We start from the raw sequence: 24,432 nt of genomic DNA on the forward strand, positions 1-24,432 counted from the left end.
CACCCACCCACACACACGCCCCGCCCCACGCCCGCCCCACACCGCACTGTCAGTGGCTCCGGCTACGATTGACCTCGTGGTTACCGCCCTGTATCGCCGCTACCGGCCCGAGACTTTTGCCGAAATGATCGGTCAGTCTCAGGTGACCGATCCGCTGATGACGGCCCTGCGCACGAACCGGGTGAATCACGCCTATCTGTTCAGCGGGCCCCGAGGTTGCGGCAAGACGACATCCGCCCGTATTCTCGCGCGCTGCCTGAACTGCGCCGAGGGTCCCACCGACACGCCATGCGGGGTCTGCCCGAGCTGTGTGGAGCTGTCCCGCGACGGCGGCGGATCCCTTGACGTGGTCGAGATCGACGCGGCCAGCCACAACGGGGTCGACGATGCCCGGGACATCCGTGAGCGCGCGATCTTCGCTCCCGCCCGCGACCGATACAAGATCTTCATCCTGGACGAGGCGCACATGGTCACGCCGCAGGGCTTCAACGCGCTGCTGAAGATCGTCGAAGAGCCGCCCGAGCACGTCAAGTTCATCTTTGCGACAACCGAGCCCGAAAAGGTGATCGGCACCATCCGTTCGCGCACGCATCACTACCCGTTCCGGCTCGTGCCGCCCGGGCCGATGCTCGAATACGTGCAGCAGATGTGCGACACCGAGCAGATGACCGTCGCGCCGGGCGTGCTGCCGCTCGTGGTGCGGGCCGGCGGCGGGTCGCCGCGCGACACCCTGTCGCTGCTCGATCAGCTGATGGCCGGATCCGACGGGCACTCCGTCGAATACGACCGCGCCGTGGCGCTGCTCGGCTACACGAACGCGTCGCTGCTCGACGAGTCCATCGACGCGATCGCCGACCGCGACCCGTCCGCCGCGTTCGACGCCGTCGACCGGGTCGTGCAGACCGGCCAGGACCCGCGCCGCTTCGTCGAAGACCTGCTCGAACGCCTGCGCGACCTGATCATCGTGGGCGCCACGAGCGCCGCGGGCGCCGCCGCCGTGCTGCGCGGCGTGCCGCAGGAGGAACTCGACCGCATGGCCGTGCAAGCCGCGAAGTTCGGCCCCGCCGAGCTCTCCCGCACCGCCGACGTGATCAACGCCGCCCTCACCGAGATGACCGGCGCGACCAGCCCCCGCCTGCACCTCGAACTCATGATTGCCCGCGTGCTCATCCCCGCGAGTGACGATTCCACTCGCGGCGCGCTCGCCCGAGTCGAACGCCTCGAGCGCCGCATCGGGGTCGGTTCTGGTTCTGGGTCTGGGTCTGGTTCCGGCGACAGCCCGGCGACGGATGCCCCAGCCACCAGCCCGGTCGGCTCGCCCCCGCGCGCGGCTGCGGTCTCGGCGACGCATGCCTCCGGCCGGCCCGCGGTCTCCGGCGGTGCGGCTGCTGCTTCTGCCGCCGCGCCTGCTGCCGCTGCGCCCGCGACCCAAGTCGCGGCCCCGCCCCGCCCTGTCGGACCCGTCACCCTGCAGCAGGTAAAGGACTCTTGGCCGCAGATCCTCGAGGCAGTCAAGGCCGCCAAGATCAGCGCCTGGCTCGTGCTCTACACGGCCCGCGCCATGGAACTGCGTGGCGGCGACCTGCTGGTGCTCTCCTTCCCGAGCCAGAACGACGTCGCCGGACTCAAGCAGTCGGCGGCCCCCGGGCAGGGCGTCGGCGACTATCTCAAGCGCGCCGTCAACGAGGTGCTCGGTTTCACGCCCCAGCTCACCGCCCGGGTCGACTCCCCGAGAACGGATGCCCCAGCCACCCCCAAGGCATCCGCCCCCGCTCCGGCACCGGTCGCCCCGGTCTCCCCGGGGTCAGGTTTCGGCGTGCAGGACTCCACCGCGCCGAGCCCTGTCGCGCGGGCCGCAACCGTCAGCGGCTCGGCCGCAGCCGGGTCCGGAAGCGGCGACACCGGCTCCAGGACGACACCCAAATCCGCTGCTGCAACAACCGACGAGGCATCGCCCGCCGACGCCGACCCCGATCCGGCTGCTGCCGCCGACCCCGATCCGGCTGCTGCCGTGAACGCTGCAGCCGGTTCCGCCCCGGCCGGCGTTGGCAAGGTTGACGCCCCAGAAGCGCCTGCGGCATCGGCTGCCAGCCCCACGGTGACCAGCCGCGCAACTGCCAGCCCGGCGGTCGCCAGCCCGACAGTGCCCGAGTCGTCGGTGACCAGCCGCGCAACTGCCAGCCCGGCGGTCGCCGCGACCGCGACCGGCTGGGCGACCGCTGCCATTCCGAGACCCTCGGATGCCGGCACCGGCTGGGCCACGGTGGCCATCCCGGGGTCAGCCCTGGCTGCTGAAACCGCTGCTCCTGCGTCTGCGGCCTCCGCTGGGGCCTCCGCTGCGACCCCTGATGCCCCCGCACACGCATCCGCCCCGCAGACCGCCCCGCGTTCCATGCCGAGCGCGCCGGCGCCCACGACGCTTCCCGCGTCCGGGCGAGATCCTGAGCCGCAGCCGCCCTACGACGACGAGCCCCCGTCCTACGACGAGGAATTCCCGCCGGACCTGAACCCGAACGGCGGCCAGCCCGGCCGATACCAGGCGCCCGCCGCGCGTGCGGGATTGTTCGCAGCGGGAGCCCAGCACCAAGCGAGAGCCCAGTCTCAGTCCCAGAACGGCGTCCAGAACGGCGCCCAGCCCGGAACCCCGGCGCGCACCCAGGTGCAGGCTCCGAACCGGGCGGGCGGCGCAGCATCCGTTGCCCGTCGCGGGCCCGCCTTTGCGGAGAAGCAGCGCTACGGCGAGTCGGTGGTGCGCGAAATCCTCGGTGCCACCTTCCTCGAAGAACAGCCGCACGATCCGGCATCCCGAACCAGAGGCGACTAAACCATGTACGAAGGCATCGTTCAGGAATTGATTGACGAGCTCGGCACGCTGCCCGGAATCGGGCCCAAGTCCGCGCAGAGGATCGCGTTCCACATCTTGCAGACCGAGCAGTTCGACGTGACCCGGCTCGCCAACGTGCTGCTCGAGGTGCGCGACAAGGTGAAGTTCTGCGACATCTGCGGCAACGTGTCCGAGCAGAAGACCTGCATGATCTGCCGCGACCCGCGCCGCAATCCGGCGATGATCTGCGTGGTGGAAGAGGCCAAGGACGTCGTCGCGATCGAGCGCACCCGCGAATTCAGGGGGCTCTACCACGTGCTCGGCGGGGCGATCAGCCCCATCGACGGCGTCGGACCGGACGACCTGCGCATCCGTCAGTTGATGCAGCGCCTTGCCGACAACACGGTGCAGGAGGTCATCATCGCCACCGACCCGAACCTCGAGGGGGAGGCGACCGCGACCTACCTGTCGCGCCTGCTGACCACCCTCGAGATCAAGGTCTCCCGGCTCGCGTCAGGGCTGCCGGTCGGCGGCGACCTCGAGTACGCCGACGAGGTCACTCTCGGGCGGGCCTTCGAGGGCCGCCGTACCGTCACGAACTAGCACCCCGCGCCGCCTGCCCGCTCCGGCAACAGTTGCGGCCAGGAGTGGCCAAGGAGACCGCATCCGCCACCGACCTCGCCGGACTGAACCGCCTGCCCGCCCGGACGACAGACGGGCCGGGGGAGGGGGGAGACCCGGCCCGTGGCATCCGTTGCCCCGCTGATTCGCGGGCAACGCTGAATGCGGAGAATTTCGAGACCCGCCGCGTGGCGGGGCGACGGATGCCGCGTGTCGCGAAATTCTCCGCAGTCACGGCGTTCTATTTCGCGCTGGCGGTCGCCCGCGGGTGCGCGGTTGGAGCAGCCGTCGCCGGCACCAGCGGCTTGTTCGCTTCGAGCACCGTGCGGTACGCGGGCAGGTGCGTGAACAGCTCGTCGGTGAGCGGGTTGCGGCGTCTCTTCACGATCGTGTAGATCTGGTAGACCACAACGGCGATGTTGGCCGCGAGGGCAACGGCGCTCACCCAGAACAGGGCGACCGGGTCGTGCGACGACTTCACTGCGAACTGCGAGCTCGACACGAAGGTCGGGAAGGCCATGGTGAACATCATCCAGAACGCCAGGGTCTGCGCGCGGTGCTGCAGCCAGGCGCCGCGCTTGATGAAGAAGGCGGGGATCGTGCACGACACGAGCAGGGCCGCGCCGGCGAAGAACGAGTGGTCGCCGACCGCGTTGTAGCGTCAATGGGTGCCTCTCACCGTCACATGGCCGCTGCCGAATACAACAGCATTTATGATGGGAGCTTGCCTGTGCCGGCGTACCCGAACCCTTGGAGTGCCACGTGAGCTTGATCGTGCAGAAGTTCGGCGGATCATCCGTCGCCGACGCCGAAAGCATCAAACGCGTGGCCAAACGCATCGTCGACACCCGCAAAGCGGGCAACGAGGTCGTCGTCGCCGTCTCCGCGATGGGAGACTCCACCGATGAGTTGCTCGACCTTGCGCACCAGGTCACCCCGATCCCCGCGCCGCGCGAGCTCGACATGCTCCTCACCGCGGGCGAGCGCATCTCGATGGCGCTGCTCGCCATGGCGATCAAGAGCATGGGCTACGACGCCCGCTCCTTCACCGGCAGTCAGGCCGGCATGATCACGGATGGCCAACACGGCGCCGCCCGCATCGTCGATGTGACTCCCGGGCGCATCCGCGATGCCCTCGACGACGGTGCCGTGGCGATTGTCGCCGGCTTCCAGGGCTTCAATCGCGACACCAAGGACATCACCACGCTCGGCCGCGGCGGTTCTGACACGACCGCCGTTGCGCTGGCCGCCGCGCTCAGCGCCGATATCTGCGAGATCTACACGGATGTCGACGGCGTCTTCACCGCCGACCCGCGCGTCGTTCCCCGGGCCCACAAACTCGACCGCATCTCCAGCGAGGAAATGCTCGAGCTCGCCGCCGCGGGTGCGAAGGTCCTCTATATTCGAGCGGTGGAATATGCGCGTCGGCACGGTGTGACGCTGCATGTGCGGTCCTCGTTTAACAACAACGTGGGAACCATCGTCTACAACCCCGACACCACGAGCCCGCATGTCGCGATCCCGAATTCGTCGGCCACCGAGCGCACACATCCCAATAACGCATCCGCGAATGGAGAGACAGTGGAAGAGCCAATCATCGCCGGGGTCGCCGCCGACCTGAGCGAAGCCAAGGTCACGGTCGTCGGCGTTCCCGACATTCCGGGCAAAGCCGCGCAGATCTTCAAAATCGTCGCGAAGACCAACGCGAACGTCGACATGATCGTGCAGAACGTCTCGGCCGCGTCCACGGGACTGACCGACATTTCCTTCACCCTGCCCAAATCGGAGGGCCAGCAGGTGCTGACCGCGCTGAGCAACGAGCAGACCAACGTCGGGTTCGCCGGTCTGCAGTATGACGACCAGATCGGCAAGCTCGCGCTCGTCGGCGCCGGCATGCGCACCAACACGGGCGTGTCCGCGAAGCTGTTCGAGGCGCTGTTCGAGGCCGGGATCAACATTGAAATGATCTCGACCAGCGAGATCCGCATCTCCGTGGTCACCCGCGCCGACACCATCAACCAGGCGCTGCGGGTCGTGCACACCGCATTCGGCCTGGACTCCACCAACGACGCCGTCGTGCACGGCGGCACCGGCCGCTAGCCGGCATCCGTCGGCCCAACCGGGCTCGGCCGGACGCCAGCCGGGCTCGGCCCCACCCCGCCTCACCCCACCCCGACCCCGTTCAACCGGTTTCCCTGGGGCTAACTCAGGAGAACTAGAGGCCACGGGCGCGATCCGGCTGGAATTCGGGCCAAATCGCGAGAATCTCCTGAGTTAGCCACAAAGGCAGATGCAGATGCAGATGCAAGTGCAAGTGCAAGTGCAAGTGCAAGTGCAAGTGCAAGTGCAAGTGCACGAGCGAGAGCGAGACCACCAGCACCACCAGCAGCCACGGCATCTAGCGGAGGAAACACAGTGAACAGCACCGCAGCAAACAGCACCGCAGCAACCAGCACCACAGGAATCCAGATCGGCGTCGTCGGGGCCACCGGCCAGGTCGGAGCCGTCGTGCGCAGCCTGCTCGAGGAACGGGACTTCCCGGTCGGAGGCATCCGTTTCTTCGCGTCGTCCCGGTCCGCCGGCTCCGTGCTGCTGTTCAAGGGCGAGAAGATCGTCGTCGAAGACGCCGCCACCGCCGACCCCAGCGGACTCGACGTGGCCATCTTCTCCGCCGGCGCGACGCTCTCGAAAATTCAGGCTCCCCGGTTCGCCGCGGCCGGCGTCACCGTGATCGACAACTCCTCCGGGTGGCGGATGGACCCCGACGTGCCGCTGGTCGTCAGCGAGGTCAACCCCGAGGCCATCAAGCTCGCCACCAAGGGCATCATCGCGAACCCGAACTGCACCACCATGGCGGCCATGCCCGTGCTCAAGGTGCTGCACGACGAGGCCGGCCTCGAACGCCTCATCGTCAGCACCTACCAGGCGGTCTCCGGCAGCGGCCTGGCCGGCGCCCGCGAGCTCGCCAGCCAGGTGCGGGCCGCCGCCCTGAGCGACAACCTGCTCCAGCTGGTGCACGACGGGTCCGCTGTGCCCATGCCGGCACCCATCGTCTACGCCCGCCCGATCGCGTTCGACGTGATCCCGCTGGCCGGTTCCATCGTCGACGACGGCGAATTCGAGACCGACGAGGAGAAGAAACTCCGCAACGAGAGCCGCAAGATCCTCGAGCTGCCCGATCTGCTCGTCTCCGGCACCTGCGTGCGCGTGCCCGTCTTCACCGGCCACGCCCTCTCGATCAACGCCGAGTTCGCCAACCCGTTGACCGTCGCCCGCGCCCTCGAACTGCTCGCCACCGCCCCCGGCGTGGTCGTGACGGATGTCCCCACACCCCTCGAAGCGGCCGGCCAGGACCCGAGCTTCGTCGGCCGCGTGCGTCAGGACCGCGGCGTGCCGAACGGGCGTGGATTGGCCCTGTTCATCACCAGCGACAACCTTCGTAAAGGTGCGGCACTCAACGCCGTGCAGATCGCGGAACTCGTCGCCGCGGACCTACTCGTTCGCTGACCTCAGCGTGGTGCTGTATAACCGGGCGCTCACTCCGCTAGTGTCAGACTTCGTGGGCGGGAATCGGAACTCAAGGGGCGTCAAACGCCTGGCCTTCCTTGCGTTCGCCGGCATCGGCCTCGCGCTCATCGCCACGTCGTTCGTGCTGCTCCTTGATGACCCCTCAGACAGCTGGCTGATCGCCGGGGTCGGTGTGGTCTGCGCGGCCACCCTCGAGCTCACCTGGGTGCGCGTGGGCGCCGTGGCGCACCGCAGCCCGATGATCAGCCTCCCCGTTCTGGCGCTGCCGGCGCTAGCCCCGACCCTCTCCCTGCCGGTCTCGGCCGGGCTGATCGCGCTCGGCGTTCTGCTGGCCATCCTGATCGAGTCCGGGCGGGCATCGGTCGCGCTCTACAGCGCCGGCCTGCAGGGTGCCGGCGCTCTCGTCGCCATCGGCCTGTTCACCTGGTTCGGCGCGGGCGGACTGCCGATTCTGGCGGGCGTGGCCGCGGCATCCGTGGGCTATATCTTCTTCATCATCGCGACCGAGGTGCTGCGCCAGCGCTTCGTCGCCGGCCCGCTCGGTCGCGGCAGCGGCGGGCGACCCCTGTCGCCGCTGCGGGTTCTGCTGGTGCTGGTCGGAACCGTCGTGGTCACGGTGACGGCCGCGCACTGGAGTGTCGTGGGGCTGCCGTTTCTGGTCGAGGTCACCAACACGCTCGATGCCGTCATCGTGCTGTTCACCCTGATGATCGTCGCCTCCGTGGTCAAGGTCTTCACGGTGTTGGCGGTCATGCGCTACCGGCTGGCCGGCTTGGTCGCCGCCACGAGCGCGCTGGCCGCCGACCCGGCCACCGGGCCCTCCGGGCGGGTCAACCCCACGAGCCCAGCCACCACGGGCATCGGCGCCACGAGCGGTACCGCCATCACGAGCGCCGCCGACAACACCTACCCCGCCACGAGTGCCGCCGACGCCGCCCCAGAGCCCGAGCCCGGCTCCCCGGCGGCCGTCACCGACCTGCTGCGCCGGGTGGTGGCGGATGCGATCGGTGCCGAATCCGTCATCGTGCGCAGCGAGCCCGCGCAGCCCGGCGAGATCAGCATGCTGCTGCCCCTGGCCGGCGCCATCGGGCCGGACCAGTACATCGTGGCCCGGCGCGACGCCATGGACGGCGCCTTCACCGGCAACGACCGCCGCGCCCTCCAGGCCCTGGCCACGACCGCCGAGATGGTCGTGCGGGCCCGCCGCAACATCGCCGGCCTCACCCTGCGCGCCAACACCGATCCGCTCACGAGCCTGCCCAACTACGGCGCGTTCCAAGAGGCCCTGGCGAACATCAACGACCACCGGGACTACTCAGAGGCCCTGGCCGTGCTGTTCATCGACCTCGACGAGTTCAAGCGCCTGAACGACCGGTTCGGCCATCAGACCGGCGACGAGGTGCTGCGCGAGCTCGGGCGTCGGCTGAGCGCCGTGGTGCGTCCGAATGACGTGGTCGCCCGGGTCGGCGGCGACGAGTTCGTGATCATCCTCACTCACCTGGCGTCGCTGGCCGAGGCGAAGTCCATCGCCGAGCGCATCCTGGTGGTCTCCGGGGAGCCGATGCTCATCGGCCAGACGACCCACAGCCCGATCATCAGCGTGGGCCTGGCCTACTCGGCGCACCGCGAAACCGACGTCAACCAGCTGGTCCAGGATGCCGACCGGTCGATGCTCGCGATCAAGAAGTCCCGGCGACGCGGCGGCCCGTCGAAGGAGAGCAGCCTCAACATCTCGAGCCACCGCTCCTCGCAGATGAACGACATCATCGCCCACGCCATCGACGAGGACCTGCTCGAGCTGGCCTTCCAGCCCATCGTCAGCCTCGTCACAGGGCAGATCTGGGCGTTCGAAGCCCTCGTGCGCTACACCGACCCGGACCTCGGCCCGCTATCGCCGCCGTCGATCGTCGAGAAGGCGAAGGGCCTCGGCCGGCTCGACGCGATGACCCGCCAGGTGGCCGTGAAGGCCATGGCCGCCGCGGCGGACTTCCGGCTGATCGAGCCGCGCGTGGTGTGCATGACCATCAACGTTGAGGCCGGGCAGATCCTGCCCGAGCGTGTGGGCAACTACATCGAGGAGCTCGCGGACCGCTACCCCGGCATCTCGCTCTGCCTCGAGCTCAACGAGCGGTCGATGACCAAGGTCACCCCCGCCATCCGTGCCCAGGCCGACCGCCTGCGGGACCTCGGCATGATGATCGCGCTCGACGACTACGGTTCCCAGGATTCGTCGGTCGACGCCCTGGTACGGATGCCCATGGACATCCTCAAAATCGACCGCAGCCTGGTCGACGACCTCGACGACATCCGCCAGCGGGAGGTGCTCACCGCCCTGCAGGGTTTCGGTGACAACCTGGAGTACTCGATGATCGTCGAGGGTGTGGAGAACGATGCGATGGCGAACCACCTGAGTGCGCTGGGTATCCGTAGCGCGCAGGGGTTCCACTACGGCGTGCCGGAGAGCTTTGAGAAGACCCTGTCGCGGCTGGAGTTGCACGGCGCCCGTGCGGTCGTGCCGAGGCTCGACATTACGCTTGCTTCATGAGCACAGAACCGGTTCCGTTCGACGTGGAGACGATCGTTTTCGACCTCGAACCCGAGCGTCGGGCGGTGATCTACCCGGTGCTCGACGTCGTGCGCGATGCCATGCCCGCGGGGTATCGGCTCGGCGTCTACGGCGGCATGCTCGGCTGGGCGGTTCCGCTGGAGCTGTTGGCGAACACCGACGACAAACAGCCGCTCGTCTACGTGAGCCTGGCCGCGCAGAAGCACTACAACTCGCTCTACCTGATGGGCCTCTGCAGCTTTCCCGAGAAGGATGCCGCGTTCCGCTCCCGGTGGGACGCCACCGGACGCACGCTGAACATGGGCAACAGCTGCGTGCGGTTCAAGACGCTGGCCGACCTCGATCTCGACCTGATCGTGCGCGAGGTCGCGAGCGTGTCCGTCGACGACTTCATCGCCAACTACGAGCTCTTGAAGAGTCGCGGCTGAGCCGCTTTTGGTGGCGACTGGGTCGCTTATCGGTCGCGACTGAGCCGGTTTTGAGCCGCGACTGGGTCGCTTTTGAGCTCGTTGCCGAGCCAACCGTGACCTGACGCGTCTGCGTCCCGGCGGGAGGCATCCGTTGCCACCGATATGGTGGAAGAGTGAATCCAATGGCGAAGATTGATGTCGTTCTTATTGGTGGCGGCATCATGAGCGCCACCCTCGGTACCTTGATCAAGCAGTTGCAGCCCGACTGGAGCATCGAGGTTTACGAGCGATTGGGGGAAGTCGCTCAGGAAAGCTCCAACCCGTGGAACAACGCGGGCACCGGCCATGCGGCTCTGTGCGAGCTGAACTACATGCCCGAATCGAAGGACGGCTCGGTGACCGCGGCCAAGGCCGTGGCGATCAACGAGCAGTTCCAGATCAGCCGCCAGCTGTGGGCACACCTGGTCGAGACGGGCGTGCTGCCCGAGCCCACCAACTTCATCAACTCCACCCCGCACATGACTTTCGTGCACGGCAAGAGCAGCGTCGAATACCTGCGCAAGCGGTTCGCGGTACTCCAGGGCGAGCCCCTCTTCGCGGGCATGGAATACAGCGAGGATCCGGCCGTGATTGGCACCTGGACCCCGCTCCTCACCCAGAAGCGCCCGAAGAACCAGAAGATCGCGGCGACGCGCATCGTGTCCGGCACCGACGTGGACTTCGGCGCCCTCACCCGCTACCTTTTCGCCAACCTCACCGCGGAGGGCGTGGGCGTGCACACGAACCAGCAGGTCACCGGTGTGAAACAGCTCACGGATGGCTCATGGAAGCTCAACCTGCGCCGCCTGGTCGGCAACCACCCGAGCGTCGTCAACGCCCGGTTCGTCTTCGTCGGTGCAGGCGGCGGCGCCCTGGCGCTGCTGCAGCAGAGCGGCATCCCCGAGATCAAGGGTTTCGGCGGGTTCCCGATCAGCGGGCAGTTCCTGCGCACCACGAACCAGAAGCTCGTCGCCCAGCACCACGCGAAGGTCTACGGCAAGGCGGCGAAGGGTGCTCCGCCCATGTCGGTGCCGCACCTCGATACCCGCGTCGTCGAGGGAGAGGCTTCGCTTCTGTTCGGACCGTACGCCGGCTTCACCCCCAAGTTCCTCAAGTCGAGCAGCTGGCTCGACCTGCCGTTCTCGATCCGGGTGCACAACATCGGGCCGATGCTGGCTGTGGCGGCGCACAACGTCGGCCTGATGAAGTACTTGATCGGCGAGGTGTTCGCCTCAAAGAAGACGAAGCTCAAGGCGCTGCAGGAGTTCATCCCGACCGCGAAGCTCGGCGACTGGGAACTCATCACCGCCGGACAGCGCGTGCAGGTCATGAAGAAGGATCCGGAGCAGGGCGGCGTGCTGCAGTTCGGCACCGAGGTCATCACCTCGGCCGACGGTACCATCGCGGGGCTGCTCGGGGCCTCCCCGGGAGCCTCGACCGCGGCCCCGATCATGGTGGACCTGATCAAGCGCTGCTTCCCCGAGGAGTACCCGGCCTGGGAACCCAAGCTGCGCGAGATGATCCCGAGCCTCGGCACGAAGCTCTCCGACGACCCGGCCGTTGCCGCCGCGTCGCTCGCCGCGACCGCGGCCGTGCTGAACCTGACCGCATAGGAGGTTGCCCGGGGGCGGGGTTGCCCCGGCGGCGGGCTGGGGGGTGTGCCTGTTCTCTGCCCGTGCCCGTGGGCTGGGGGTGCCTGTTCTCTGCCCGTGCCCGTGGGCTGGGGGGTGGTGCCGCGGGGGCTGGGGGGTGCCTGTGGGCTGGGGTGCCTGTTCTCTGCCCGTAACTTCGGAGTTTTTCGCGAAATGCCGTCCTGGCGGGCGCGTCAACCGGCGTCTCGCGAATTTCTCCGAAGTTAGCTCACACTGCTGCCCCGAACGGATGCCGCGCCGCCGCATCCGTCACGCCCGTCGCTGGCTCGCCCAAGAGCCTCGACACCCGGCCCGTGGTGGGGCTAACTCAGGAGATCTCGCCCGAGTCGCGGCCGAGTGTCGGCTACTTTGGCACTGCGTCGCGCCCGTGGTCGGGCCGCCGGCTGGGATCTCCTGAGTTAGCCACATCCGATGCCGGTGACCGCGGTCGCTGCGCCCTGCTCCTGCTCCAGGAGGGCCGATACTGGTGCGGGGAGGCCCCTGCACCGGTGCCACGGTACTTTTTTGTCTTCGCCGTGGGCCCGTACCCGAGCCGTACTCTGCATAGCTCCTGCAGATTCTCAGAAAACGGGTCAAAACGGGTCAAAACGGGTCAAAACGGGCCGGAATCGGCCTATTTTGGCCAAATTGCAGGAGCTGTGCGTGTCCGGGGGTGGGAAGAGGCGGGGACGGGTGGCCAACTCAGGAGATCCCGGCGGGGTCGTGGCCGAGTCGCGGCGACTTCGGCACTGATCCGTGCCCGCGCCGTGGCCAGCGACTGGGATCTCCTGAGTTAGCCACAACCGGGCGCAGGGGATGGCAGGGAGGGGCGCGGAATGGCAGGGAAGGCACGTCAGCGGGCGCGGAGGGCCGGAAGGAGCACAAACGTGCGGGCCACGGCCGCCATTCCGCAGGGTGGCCAGGGCAGAGCCGCCGGGGCAGCAGCGCCACCCGACCGCGGGCGACGGATGCCCCGCCGCCCCGCGCGACCCCAGCCGAACGAATTCGACGGAGATCTTGCACGATGATTGCGCGAAAGGGCCCCGTGGCCACGTTATTGTGCACAATCTCCGTCGAATTCGATCTGGGCGAAGCGGATTACCCGGGGCAGCGCGGAAGCGCCCTCGCGGAATGAGAGAATCAACCGAACAGAGAGGGTTGCCATGACGCTTGGACTCCCGGACCACCTGGTCAAGAGGGCCCTCAGCCATGCCCTCGCGCGGGCTGCACACTGGTTTGCGCTGACCTGCCTGGCCGCCTCTCTCGCCGCCATCCTCCTCCTCAGTTTGTCCACAACCTCAGCCACAGCCACAGCCACAGCCACAGCCACAGCCACAGCCACAGCCACAACCACCACAACAGCCGCAACGCTCGCCACCACACCCACCGAAACCCTCGTCACCATCGTCGCCCTCCTCCTCATGGCCGCCGTGCTGATCGCCCTCTCCCTGCGCCGCACCGTCGTCCTGACGATCGCGTACCTCGTCGCCGGCACCGTCGCCACCTACCTCTACACGATTACCGTGCTCGGCATCCCCGCCCTGTTCCCGAGCTCGAACGTCTTCCTCGTCACCCTGCCGAAACTGGCCCTGGTCATGATCGGCGGCGCCGGAGTCTCCGCCCGCGCCGGCGTGCTCTGGAGCACCACCGCCTTCGTCCTGGCCGAAGCCGTCACGGTGTACGCCGCCACGCAAACCGAGGTGCCCTACGGCGCGGACGTCTTCACCATCTCGACCTATCTCTTCCTCGTCAGCGTGCTGCTGCTCACGGTCTTCGTGCGCCGCGAGTGGTCCGTTCAGATCGCCCTGCACCGGGCCATGCAGACCGACCAGACCCGCCTGCTGCGCCACGAGCTCGACCTGCGCACCCTCGCCCTGGGTCAGGACACCACCCTCCAGCAGCTCGTCGCCCTCGCCCGCGCGCATCCCGGGCCGCTCAGCGCCAACCTCGCCGGCAGCATCCGTGACACCCTGCAGACCCTGCGCGGCACCGACTGGCTCACCGACGCCGATGCGCTGAGCGTCGAACCGCACGGGGGCACGGATGCCTGGCTCACCAGCGCGGTCTACGCCGCCATCGAGCGCAGTCGCGATCGTGGCCTCGTGGTCGAAGTCACGGGAGCCCGCGCCGCCCTCGGCCGTCTGAGCCCGGCCAGCGACCGCGAGCTGGGCCTGGCGGTGCAGCAGTGCCTCGTGAACGTGATCCTCCACTCCGGCATCGTCGCCGCCGAGGTCGTGATCGAGTCCGAGCCGAGCAGCATTTCACTTATGGTGATGGATGCTGGGCGCGGCTTCACGGAATCGGAGACCGGCGCCGACCGTCTCGGCCTGCGCCAGGCGGTGCGCCGCCGGATCGAACGCCTGGGTGGCTCGGTGAGCATCCTCACCCGGCCGGGCGCCGGCACCTCGGTCATGCTGAGCGTGCCCGTGGCGATCGAGGAACCCGGCGGGCACGCCGAGCCGACCGAACAGCCCGAACAAACAGAAACCCCAGACCCCGAGCGGGTGTCCCAGTGACACCCACGAACGCAACCTCGCCATCAGGCAGCGCCGCGGCCACGGCCGCAGCCGCAGCCGCACAGCAGAACCACACCCCCGTCCCCACGCCTCACACCAAGCCGCACGCCTTCACCCAGCAGCGCCTCGACCCGCTCGGCGCCCTCGCGGTCTGGACGATCGTGCCCGGCATTGCCCTGGTCGTGTTCGGCTACGCGGTGGTGACCACGGTGCTGCAGGCCGACGAGATCCGGCACCCGTTCCTGGCCGTGCTCGCGCTCGTCGCCACCGCAGCGGCGTCCGCCGCGCTCGTGTCGGCCGTACGACCGTCGCGGTCCCCGGTGCGCCAGACGTCGCTGCTGCTGATCGTCAGCCTCGGCCTGGCCGCCCACCTGCTCGACCAGGCCGCCCGCTGGGGCAGCAACTCCCTGGTGCAAGACGACTTCGGCCCGATTACCCTCGGCTTCCTGCTCGTGGCCCTCGCCCCCTTCCGCCCCTGGCGTGAACTGGCGCTGACCGCGGTGCTCGCCTCCGTCGTCGTGGCCGCGGTCACACTGCCGCAGGAACCGTTCCGCTCGGTGCGGGTGCCGTCGGGCGTCTTCGTGGTCGTCGCGGTCACCCAGGTGCTCGCACTCGGCCTCGCCGCCGCCGCGTATTCCCGCCGCATCGTGCGTCAACTGCTGGCTTGGCAAACGGATGCTCGCCGCGCCATCGCCCGTCGCACCGAAGAATCCCGCGGCAGCGTGGTGCGCCAGGTGGTCGAGCAGCAGCTCGCCACCCTGCAGCCCGGTGTCTTCCCCCTCTTCGACGGCGTGCTCGAACGCGGCGAGGTGACCAAGGCCGACATCAATCGCGCGAACGAGCTCGCCGCCGGGGTTCGCCGGGCGATCGTGGCGCACATCGACGAGACCTGGCTCGACGCCGTCATCGCCCGCGAACGCACGGCGCTCCTCGAGCGCGGCAAGGATCCGCTGCTCGTCGTGGCCGACCCCGAGCACCGGGCGGCGCACTTCGGCACGCAGCAGCGCGCGGCCACCTCGGCCCTGATCAGCATGCTCTGCCTGGCCCCCGGCTTCGACCCGCGCAGCCTCGTGGTGCAGGCAGACACCGAGCCCGACTCCGAGCCCGACACCCAGGTCGACCCGCCGAGCGACCGCCAGCAGCGGCACTCCGGCATCGACACGTTCTCGATCCGGGTGGCGCTCGACCTCCCGCCGCGCCGGGTGCGCGCCCTGCTGCGCTCCTACACGGCGGTGCTGCGGGTGGTGTTCCCGTGGGTGCGGGTGAGCATCCGTCGCCCCGGGCTGACGCTGGAATTCGGCGACAAGCGCCCCCGCCCGATTCCACCAGTACGCTGAGCTAGGCGCACGCAGCGCCACGACACGCAGCGCGGCATAACGCAGCGCGGCAGAGCGGCACGAGCGCGACCAGCCGAGGGGGCGACCACGCAATGGCGAAACTGTATTTCCGCTACGGAGCCATGAACAGCGGCAAGAGCACCTCGATGCTCCAGGCCGCCTACAACTATGAGGAACGCGGCCACCAGGTGCTGTTGGCCAAACCGTCGGTCGACACCAAGGGCGACCGGGGCATCCTCTCCCGGCTCGGCGTCACCCGGGCCGTGGACTACCTGCTCACCCCCGAGACGGATGCCTACGCCCTCTTCCACGAGCACCGCACCCGGGTGCTCGCCGAGACCGGCCTCGACGTGAGCGCCCTGCTGGTGGACGAGGCGCAGTTCCTCACCGAGCAGCAGGTGGACGATCTGCTGCGCATCGCGATCCTCGAGAACATTCCGGTGCTGGCCTACGGCATCCGCACCGATTTTCAGACGGTGGCCTTTCCGGGCAGCCGGCGCCTGCTCGAGGTGGCGCACAGCCTCGAAGAGCTTAAAACCATCTGCCGGTGCGGGCGCAAGGCCGTGTTCAACGGGCGCCAGATCGACGGGGTCTTCGTCTTCGACGGCGACCAGGTGGCCATCGACGGCGCCGAGGTGACCTACGAGTCGCTCTGCGGATCGTGCTACCTCGAGGAGAGCAATGGTGTGCTGAACAACCGCAGCCGGCCCGCGTCCACATGAACACCCGCGCCCGCATGATTGCCCGCGCCCGCAGGGCAAACAGAGTACCGGGTGAGAAGGGGCGCTCGAACGACTTCGGGATCGCGAGCGCCCCACCAACCCCCCGGTTGGTTTTCCCCATGCCTAAACGTAGGGGCCGCTTTCCGGTCTGACCAGCCGTTACTTCTTGTGGCACCAGAACAGGGGCCACCCCGCACGTCGTTGAACCCTGCTCGAGACCCCGGCAGGCACCGCCCCGAGAATCCAAGGAACGCCGATGTCCCGCTTTCGCGTAGCCCTGATCGATGACCACGAGATCGTTGCCCGCGGATTCGCCGGCCTCTTCGCCACGATCCCCGAGATCGAGGTGGTGGCCACGGTCGCGACCGTGACCGAGCTGCTCGAGTCCGCCGTGCAGCAGACGCCCGTCGACCTGGTCATCCTGGATCTGCGGCTCTCCGACGGGTCCGCCGTCACCGGCAACGTCGACCGTCTGCGCGGCGCGGGCGCGGCGGTGCTCGCGTTCACCGGCGGCGACGACGCCGCTCTGATGCGGGCCGCGGCGCGCAGCGGCGTGCTGGGTGTGGTGCGCAAGTCCGAGCCGACCGCGGTGCTGCTCGACGCCGTCACCCGGGCGGCGGCGGGGGAGACCGTCGTCTCCACCGAGTGGGCCGCGGCCCTCGACGGCGACCCGGACCTCTCCGACGCGGGCCTGAGCGTGCGCGAGTGCGAGGTGCTCTCGCTCTACGCTGCGGGCGCGAAGGCGCCGCTGGTGGCCTCGCGGATGGGACTGTCCGAGGCCACGGTGATCGACTACATCCGTCGGGTGCGCTCGAAATATGAGCGGGTCGGCCGCCCGGCGAACACCAAGATCGACCTCTACAAGCGGGCACTGGAAGACGGCCTCCTGCCCATCCCCGGCCAGCCGTGACCGGGCCGCCCCGGCCAACCCGGCCAATCCGGCCGCAGTCCTCGACCGAGCGCCTCGCCCGCCTGCTCTACGGCGCGCTCGGGCCCACTGCCCTCGTCTTCGGGCTGCTGTGCCTGAGCACCGTGCTCGAGCAGGCCTGGGAGCCGCGGCGTTCCTGGTCGGTGGCGATGTGGCTGCTGATCTTCGGGCTGCCGCTGCTGATCGCCGTGCTCTCACGCGGGGTGCCTCTGCGCGTGCTGCGGTTGATCGCGCTCGCCGAGGGGGCGCTCTTCGTGCTGCTGCTGGTGTTCTGGCTGACCGTGCGGGCGGAGCCGCTGCCGGCGGGCGCGGACATCCCCTGGGCGATCACCCTCACCGGCGTGCCCGTGATGGCCGTGGCGGTGACCACCCGCGACCGCACGGCCTGGGCCTACCTGGTGCTGGTCTGCACGATGAGCGGGCTGCTGCGTGCGGCCACCTCGACTGACCCGTACCCGGTGCTGGTCGGTGTGGAAGACGGCCTCTACTCGTTCCTGCTGCTGAGCATGCTCGTGGGACTGACCACCATGGCGCGCCGCAGCGCCGGCAAGGTCGACCAGGCGGCCACGATCGCCCGCGTGCAACTCGTCGATCGCGCCGACCGCCTCGCGCGCAAACGCGAGCGGCTCACCATCGACGCCCTGGTGCACGACAGCGTCATCTCGACCCTGCTGATGGCCGGACGCGGCGGCACCCCGGTGCCGGTGCTGAGCCGGCACGCGGCCGACACCCTGGTGCGGCTCGACGCCCTGCGCGCCCCGCTACCCGACCCGAGCATGCCCGGCCGCCAGGTGACCCGGCGCCTCCAGCAGCTGGTGGCCGAGCTGGCACCGGATGCCCAGATCACCTCCAACCTGCCCGGCACCCTCACAGTGCCCGCCCTTGCCGTGACCGCCCTGCTCGGTGCTGTCGGCGAGGCGCTCCGCAACTCGGTCGCCGCCGACGTGCGGGAGCCCGTGCGGAGCCCGGTGGCCCGCACCCTTACCGTGCGCAGCTACCAGGGCGGCATCCGGGTGGCCGTGCACGACGACGGCGTCGGCTTCGACCCGGCAAGGGTGCCGGCCGAGCGCCTGGGCATCGCGCAGAGCATCATCGGCCGCATGGAGCGCCTCTCCGGCGGTGCCGCCGCCGTGCGCTCCCGCCCTGGCGTCGGCACCGAGGTGGTGGTCTCCTGGACGCCCGCACCTGCAGCCCCCGCGCCGCCGGTCCTGTCCCTCTCGACCGCACCCCCAACCCCGCCGCGACCCGCCACGCAGCTGAAGGGCGTGACCCGCCTGCCGAAGGCCCTGTCCACGTCCATCCTCATGGGATTCATCGCCGTGCACGCCGTTCTCGCCTTCGCCGATGGTGAACCCCTGTGGACATTGCCCTACGAGATCCTCGGGTTCTTGGCGGTGTCTGCGGCGGCCGCGTGGCTCACCCTCGTCGTGCCTGACCCGGTGTCGCCGCGCAATGCCGTCATGGTGCTCGCGCTGTGCGGGCTGTCCGCCGTGGCCACGGCATTCCCGGTGCCGCCGGTCGGGTCGACCCCGTTCGCCCACTGGTACCTCGGCGCTATCACCATGATGTTGGTCGTGCTGGCGGTGCGCGGCCGGCCCGGATTCGCCTGGTACGGCTACGGCATGATCATGGTCATCTCGATCGTCTGGGCGCTGCTGAACGGGCTGACGCTGCTCGACGGGGTGAACCTGGCCATCCGTCACGCCGGCACCCTGCTCGCCGGAACCCTGTTCGCCGTGGGCCTGAAGCGCTCCACCCAGACCCTGGCCGGGCTGAACCGGGAGCGAGCCCGCAGCGGCGCCGCGGCGGCCACGGCGGCGGCGGCCCTCGAGGAGCGCGAGACCCAGCTGACCCGGGTGAACACGCTGGCCCGGCCCACCCTGCAGCGCCTCGCAAATTTGCTGCAAGGCGACGCCCTGCAGATCAACCCCCTGGAGATCGACGCGCTTCAGATTGAACCGACCCTGCGGGCGGAAAGCCTGCTCGTGGAGGCCACCCTGCGCGACGCCATCCGGGGGCGCTCGCTCTTCGTCGAGCCGGTGATCAGTGCCGCCCGCGCCGCCCGCATCCGGGGTGTCGACGTGACCCTGCTCGACGACAGCGCCGACCGGCCGCCCCGGCAGCTGGCCGCCGCGGCCGCCATCGTCGCTGACCAGCTCGACTCCCTCACCCACGGCCACCTGATCGCCCGTCTGCTGCCCGCCGACCGCCCCACGATCGCCTCGATCGTGGTCGACGCCGGCGAGCCACGGATGCTCACGGTCACCCCCGACGGCCTCCTCCAGCCGTCTTTGTAGCACTCCATCTAAAAACCGAGAGAACTTCACACCCCCCATGGGGGGTGGCCTAATACTCCTATGTGCAAAGATAGCCAAGGGGATAAAGCAACTCGAGCGGTTCCTCTCTGCCTAGTACTACCGGAGGAACGCGCGTGGAGCTCAAGGACTACCTCAGAATCTTTCATAAAAGTTGGATTCTGATTCTCGCTTGCACCCTCTTCGGAATCGCCGGCGCGGCCGGCGCGGCCATTGCGACCACCCCGAAGTACATCGCCAACACCCAGCTCTACGTGGCGGTGCAGGCCTCCGCCGGCGCTGTGACCGGGGACCTGGTTCAGGGAACCAGCTTTGCCCGGCAGGCCGTCACGTCGTACGTCGACGTCGTCAACAGTGCCATCGTGCTCGACGAGGTCATCAAGCAACTGAACCTCGACCTGACCGCCGCGCAGCTCGCCTCCACAATCACCTCCACGTCACCCCTCAACACCGTTCTGATTGATGTCTCGGTCACGAACAGCGATCCGGAGCTCGCCGCGCAGATCGCCAACTCCGTCGGGCAAAACTTCAGCAAGGTCGTCGTCGACCGCCTTGAGAAGCCCGATGGCGACGCAGCCAGCCCCGTGAAGATCGAAACGATCCAGCCGGCGATCGTGCCGACCACGCCGGCCAGCCCCAACGTGCCGTTGAACATCGCCCTCGGCCTTCTGGTGGGTCTCGCGGTCGGCATCGGGCTCGCTGTGCTGCGCAGCGTGCTCGACACCCGCATCCACAGCCTGCACGACATCGAGCTGGTCACCGACTCACCGATGCTCGGCGGCATCACCAACGACCCCGGCGCGAGCCTTCGCCCCCTGGTCGTGCACACCGACCCGAAGAACCCGCGGGCCGAGGCATTCCGCAGCCTGCGCACCAACCTGCAGTTCGTGAACATCGAGGGTGGCCCGCGCAGCTTCGTGGTCACCAGTTCGGTGCCCGGTGAGGGAAAGAGCACGACCACGGCGAACCTCGCAATCGCCCTCGCCGAGACCGGCGCCCGGGTTGCGTTGATCGACGGGGACCTGCGCCTGCCACGCGTGGCGGAATACATGGGCATCGAGGGCGGCGTCGGCCTCACCGACGTGCTCATCGGTCGCGCCGAGCTCGCGGACGTTCTGCAGAAGTGGGGCAAGAACAAGCTGTTCGTTCTGCCCAGCGGCCGCGTTCCCCCGAACCCGAGCGAATTGCTCGGCTCCGCCGCCATGGCCCGCATGCTCGGCGCGCTCACCGAGGAGTTCGACGTGGTGCTGATCGACGCCCCGCCGCTGCTCCTGGTCACGGATGCCGCCGTGCTGAGCAAGCTCTGCGGCGGCGCCATCATGGTGGTGGCCTCCGGGCGCACGAAGCGCAATGAGCTGACCAGCGCCGTGAAGGCTTTGGAGCGCGCGGGGAGCCGCCTCGTCGGCATGGTCATCACCATGCTTCCCACCAGGGGGCCCGACTCCTACGGCTACGGCCAGTACAGCTACGGCACGATTCACGAGGAAGAGAAAGCCACTGTCGGTGCCGCAGCGCCTGCGGGGCGGGGCATCCGCAGGGCCCGACGGAGAACCGCGTGATGCAGACCTTCTCCATTCTCACGGTCTGCTCGGGCAACATCTGCCGCTCGCCGCTGGCCGAACAGCTCTTACGTGTCGGCCTGGCGTCGTGGCCGCAGGTGCAGCTGGCCAGTGCCGGAACAATCGGCCTGACCGGTCAGGGCATGCCAGCGCAAGCCGCCGACCTGTCGCGCCATTTCGGCGGTGACCCGAGTGCCCACGTGGCCCAAGAGCTGACCGCCGAGCACGTGCAGAACGCCGACCTGGTGTTCGCGATGTCCCGCGAACACCGACGCGCCATCGTTGAGCTTGTGCCACGTGCCATCCGTTACACGTTCACGATCCGCGAGTTCGCGCGTCTCGTTGCGGACCTCACCGATGACGACCTCGACGAGGCTGCCGCTCTACCCCTCGATGACCTTGTTGGGCGCCTCTCCACTCTGATCGGGTTGGCCGCGTCTCAGCGTGGCGCTGTCGCCCCCCTGTTATCGGCCGATGACGACGACGTCGTTGACCCCTATCGCCGTAGCGACGAGGTCTATGTGGAGTCCGCCCAGCAGCTCGTGCCGGCCATTAACGCTGTCACTGCCCTGTTCCATAGAGCCGCAACGGTGCAGCCGAGCTAGTGAACGCCGTGGGAGGAAATAGACCTGAGAGTCGCAAGAACCGCGACAGCGTGCTTCGCCGTCGCCTGCTCATTGCGGGTCTGGCCGTGTTCTTGCTGTTCGACGTTGCCCTGGTGTCCTTTGCACTCACCGCGTCGAAGCCTTCCGCCAATGCGGGCACGGCGGTCGAGCCTGCCGAGACCACGACGCCGACCGCAGAGCCCGCGGCAACGGAGCAGCCGGTGGTCGAGCCTGTCGAGCCCACGGCAATTGAATCTTCGACCCCTAGCCGTATCCTCACCGCCCTCGACGCGTCCACACTCTGGCGTGCCACGACCGGTGACTGCCCCGCGGCCACCGCGAACCCGGAGCTCTCCACCGACGCCGGTGAGACCTGGACAGCACTCGACGCTTCGGCCGACACCGATTCCTCCTCCATCCTGTCGATCACTATCTCCAGCGAGTCGGAGGCCTCCATGGTCACGCTCACGGCCGCAGACTGCACCCCGCAACGCGTGACTACCTTCGTGGCCGGCGACCAGTGGCAGGAATACCCCGATCGCGTCGGTGCCGATTGGTATGTCGACCCGGCCGACCGAGCGAGCGTGCACAGCCCGGCAGGTTTATTCGCCGCACCCTGTTCCGCGGTGATCGCACTTGCACCCCGCACCAACTCGACGGCTGCCCTGCTTTGCTCAGACGGCTCCCTCTTTCGCACCGGCGATGGTGCCGCGACCTACGGGCCCGGGGTCGCTCTTCCCGGTGCCGCAAACCTGACCGTCAGCGACGACGGCTACATCATCGTGGCAACCGAGCAGGCCGGCTGCGCGGGCGCACAGCTGCTTGTGACGTCTGACGAGCTCGAAGGGGCGCTGACCCCGAGCGGGTGCCGTGAGGCGGGAGTGACGCCGAGCGACCTGGCAGTGGCAAGCGCCGATGGAATTTTCTGGCTGTGGGCGGGGGACGTAGTGAGTAGTTCGAGCGATGGGGGCACAACATGGCAGTAAGCGACTTTGCAACGACCCGGATGCAGGAACTGCACGGGTCGGTGCCGCTGGTGCGGTTCGGCACTCAGTTTGCGTTCGATGCGGGAGCTTGGGTTGTTGCCCTGTTTCTGGCGGAGATTCTTCGCTATGAGTTCGACTTGCGGCTGATTGACCTAGGGCCGCTGCTGGCGCTGTGCGCGGCTGCGTGCCTGGTTCAGTTTCTTGCGGGCGGTGCCAACCACCTTTACCAGGGGCGCCACATCTACGGGAGCTTTTCCGAGGTGCGGGCGCTGCTCGGGGTCGTTCTCGCGTCCACCGTCATCCTGGGCATCCCGGTTGCTGTCGCCGGCACGGTGGTGGGCATTCCCCGCAGCACGGTCTTCATCGCTCTGCCCATGGCCTTCGTCTTGATGGGTGGCGTGCGCTACGTCAAGCGTCTCCTGGTGGAACGGTCGGTGGTTCCCAAAGATGACATTCAGAAGGCCCTGATCTTCGGCGCCGGCTACATGGGGGCGTCGATTGCTCGGCGCATGACCACCGACCGAAACTCGCCATTCCTGGCGGTGGGGCTCATCGACGACGATCCGCGCAAGCGCAATCTGTGGCTCCATGACGTTCGCGTCGTCGGTTCACGTGCTTCCCTCTCCGCAGCGGCTCAAGCCACCGGGGCAACTGCGCTGGTCGTGGCCATTGCCAAGGCCGATGCCTCCTTGCTGCGTGACATTACCGATGCCGCCAAGGCCGCACATCTCAAGGTTTTGGTTCTTCCTCCCCTTGAAGATCTACTCAACGGCAAGTCCCGCCTCAACGACCTGCGCGATATCTCGATCGAAGACCTGATCGGTCGTCACCCCGTTGACACCCACGTTGAGTCGATCGCAGGCTATCTCGCTGGCAAACGCGTGCTGGTCACGGGTGCCGGCGGTTCCATCGGCTCTGAACTGTGCCGTCAGATCACCAAGTTCGGCCCGAGCGAACTCATCATGCTCGATCGCGATGAGACCGGCCTTCAGGGCACTCAGATTTCCATCCTCGGTCACGGGCTTCTCGACACCAAAGACGTGGTGCTCGCGGACATCCGCGATGCCGAGGCCCTGAATGTCATCTTTGCCGAGCGTCGACCCGAGGTGGTTTTTCACGCCGCGGCCCTCAAACACCTTCCGATGCTGGAGCAGTACCCCGACGAGGCGTGGAAGACCAATGTGCTCGGCACGCTGAATGTGCTGGAAGCCGCCCAGGCGGTCGGCGTGACCACGTTCGTGAACATCTCCACCGACAAGGCCGCGAACCCCACGAGTGTGCTCGGTCATTCCAAACGTGTGGCCGAGAAGCTCACGGCGTGGGCCGCCCAGGAATCCAAGCGCGCATACCTCTCGGTTCGCTTCGGCAATGTCATCGGCAGCCGTGGCTCGATGCTGCCCACCTTCACCACCCTCATCGAGGCTGGCGGACCGCTGACGATCACCCATCCCGACGTCACCCGCTTCTTCATGACCATTCCTGAGGCGTGCCAGCTGGTCATCCAGGCCGGCGGTATCGGTGGGCCCGCCGAGGTGCTTATCCTCGACATGGGCGAGCCGGTCAGAATCTTAGACGTGGCCCAGCGCATGATCGAAATGTCGGGCAAGGACATCGAGATCATCTACACCGGCCTGCGCCCCGGGGAGAAGCTGCACGAAGAACTCATCGGCGACCACGAAACGGATGCACGGCCAATCCACCCGAAGATCACTCACGCCAGAATTGCGCAAATCCGGCCGGATGACCTCGACAAAGAGGTGTGGAGTCTCCGGTGCTCGGCGGAACGAGGCGATTTCCCCGTCAAATCTGTGAAGGCCGTGGCCACAGCATGACTCCAGGAGTCGT

16 protein-coding genes and 1 pseudogene are annotated in these 24,432 nt (G+C 68.2%); 16 read left to right on the forward strand and 1 reads right to left on the reverse strand.

Annotated features, from left to right (window positions below; translation table 11 throughout):
• The first annotated feature begins 124 nt into the window (after nt 1-124).
• Nucleotides 125-2,824, forward strand: a complete 2,700-nt coding sequence (locus tag CXY82_RS09560; protein WP_233199279.1) for a DNA polymerase III subunit gamma and tau — start codon at nt 125-127, stop codon at nt 2,822-2,824.
• A 3-nt stretch (nt 2,825-2,827) separates the two neighbouring features.
• Nucleotides 2,828-3,427 carry a recombination mediator RecR gene (gene recR, locus CXY82_RS09565; protein WP_104170738.1) on the forward strand — a complete coding sequence of 200 codons (600 nt, stop codon included), beginning with the start codon at nt 2,828-2,830 and terminating at the stop codon, nt 3,425-3,427.
• Nucleotides 3,428-3,686: 259 nt separating this feature from the next.
• Here recR and CXY82_RS09570 read toward each other — a convergent pair.
• Nucleotides 3,687-4,091, reverse strand: a pseudogene (locus CXY82_RS09570) (DUF5692 family protein); the annotation flags it as partial.
• A 116-nt stretch (nt 4,092-4,207) separates the two neighbouring features.
• Between CXY82_RS09570 and CXY82_RS09575 the strand changes: the two are divergent.
• The 14 genes from CXY82_RS09575 (at nt 4,208) to CXY82_RS09650 (ending at nt 24,419) form a co-directional block, all read left to right on the forward strand.
• Nucleotides 4,208-5,545: an aspartate kinase gene (locus CXY82_RS09575; RefSeq protein ID WP_104099827.1), complete on the forward strand. Its 1,338-nt coding sequence runs from the start codon at nt 4,208-4,210 to the stop codon at nt 5,543-5,545.
• 315 nt (nt 5,546-5,860) lie between these two features.
• Nucleotides 5,861-6,952, forward strand: coding sequence for an aspartate-semialdehyde dehydrogenase (locus CXY82_RS09585; protein WP_104170740.1), 1,092 nt, complete (start codon nt 5,861-5,863; stop codon nt 6,950-6,952).
• Between the two features lie 52 nt (nt 6,953-7,004).
• Entirely contained in the window at nt 7,005-9,518 is a 2,514-nt protein-coding gene (locus CXY82_RS09590) for an EAL domain-containing protein (protein WP_146069098.1), read from the forward strand.
• Nucleotides 9,515-9,967: a DUF1801 domain-containing protein gene (locus CXY82_RS17950; RefSeq protein WP_104170742.1), complete on the forward strand. Its 453-nt coding sequence runs from the start codon at nt 9,515-9,517 to the stop codon at nt 9,965-9,967. Before CXY82_RS09590 ends, CXY82_RS17950 begins: the two co-directional genes overlap by 4 nt.
• 164 nt (nt 9,968-10,131) lie before the next feature.
• On the forward strand, nt 10,132-11,601 hold the full coding sequence (locus CXY82_RS09600) for a malate:quinone oxidoreductase (protein WP_104170743.1): 1,470 nt from the start codon (nt 10,132-10,134) through the stop codon (nt 11,599-11,601).
• Nucleotides 11,602-12,782: 1,181 nt separating this feature from the next.
• Nucleotides 12,783-14,135 (forward strand): sensor histidine kinase, encoded by a 1,353-nt coding sequence (locus CXY82_RS09610; RefSeq protein WP_146069099.1) that lies wholly within the window; start codon nt 12,783-12,785, stop codon nt 14,133-14,135.
• A complete protein-coding gene (locus tag CXY82_RS09615; RefSeq protein ID WP_104170746.1) occupies nt 14,132-15,472 on the forward strand; it encodes a hypothetical protein in 1,341 nt (446 codons plus the stop codon). The genes CXY82_RS09610 and CXY82_RS09615 overlap by 4 nt, the downstream gene beginning before the upstream one ends.
• A gap of 92 nt (nt 15,473-15,564) precedes the next feature.
• Nucleotides 15,565-16,194 (forward strand): thymidine kinase, encoded by a 630-nt coding sequence (locus tag CXY82_RS09620; RefSeq protein ID WP_104170747.1) that lies wholly within the window; start codon nt 15,565-15,567, stop codon nt 16,192-16,194.
• Nucleotides 16,195-16,450: 256 nt separating this feature from the next.
• Nucleotides 16,451-17,104 (forward strand): response regulator transcription factor, encoded by a 654-nt coding sequence (locus CXY82_RS09625; protein WP_104170748.1) that lies wholly within the window; start codon nt 16,451-16,453, stop codon nt 17,102-17,104.
• Entirely contained in the window at nt 17,101-19,419 is a 2,319-nt protein-coding gene (locus tag CXY82_RS09630; protein WP_104170749.1) for a sensor histidine kinase, read from the forward strand. Before CXY82_RS09625 ends, CXY82_RS09630 begins: the two co-directional genes overlap by 4 nt.
• Nucleotides 19,420-19,553: 134 nt before the next feature.
• A complete protein-coding gene (locus CXY82_RS09635) occupies nt 19,554-20,996 on the forward strand; it encodes a polysaccharide biosynthesis tyrosine autokinase (protein ID WP_104170750.1) in 1,443 nt (480 codons plus the stop codon).
• Complete coding sequence (locus tag CXY82_RS09640; RefSeq protein ID WP_104170751.1) at nt 20,996-21,601, forward strand: low molecular weight phosphatase family protein; 606 nt, start codon at nt 20,996-20,998, stop codon at nt 21,599-21,601. The genes CXY82_RS09635 and CXY82_RS09640 overlap by 1 nt, the downstream gene beginning before the upstream one ends.
• Before the next feature lie 50 nt (nt 21,602-21,651).
• The gene (locus CXY82_RS09645; protein ID WP_104170752.1) at nt 21,652-22,587 is read left to right on the forward strand and encodes a hypothetical protein; all 936 of its coding nucleotides are present in this window, start codon (nt 21,652-21,654) and stop codon (nt 22,585-22,587) included.
• Nucleotides 22,578-24,419: a nucleoside-diphosphate sugar epimerase/dehydratase gene (locus CXY82_RS09650; protein ID WP_233199281.1), complete on the forward strand. Its 1,842-nt coding sequence runs from the start codon at nt 22,578-22,580 to the stop codon at nt 24,417-24,419. The genes CXY82_RS09645 and CXY82_RS09650 overlap by 10 nt, the downstream gene beginning before the upstream one ends.
• Nucleotides 24,420-24,432 lie beyond the last annotated feature (13 nt).

It is taken from the genome of Cryobacterium sp. M23 (assembly GCF_002929655.1).
In the GTDB taxonomy this organism is placed as follows: Bacteria; Actinomycetota; Actinomycetes; order Actinomycetales; family Microbacteriaceae; genus Cryobacterium; species Cryobacterium sandaracinum.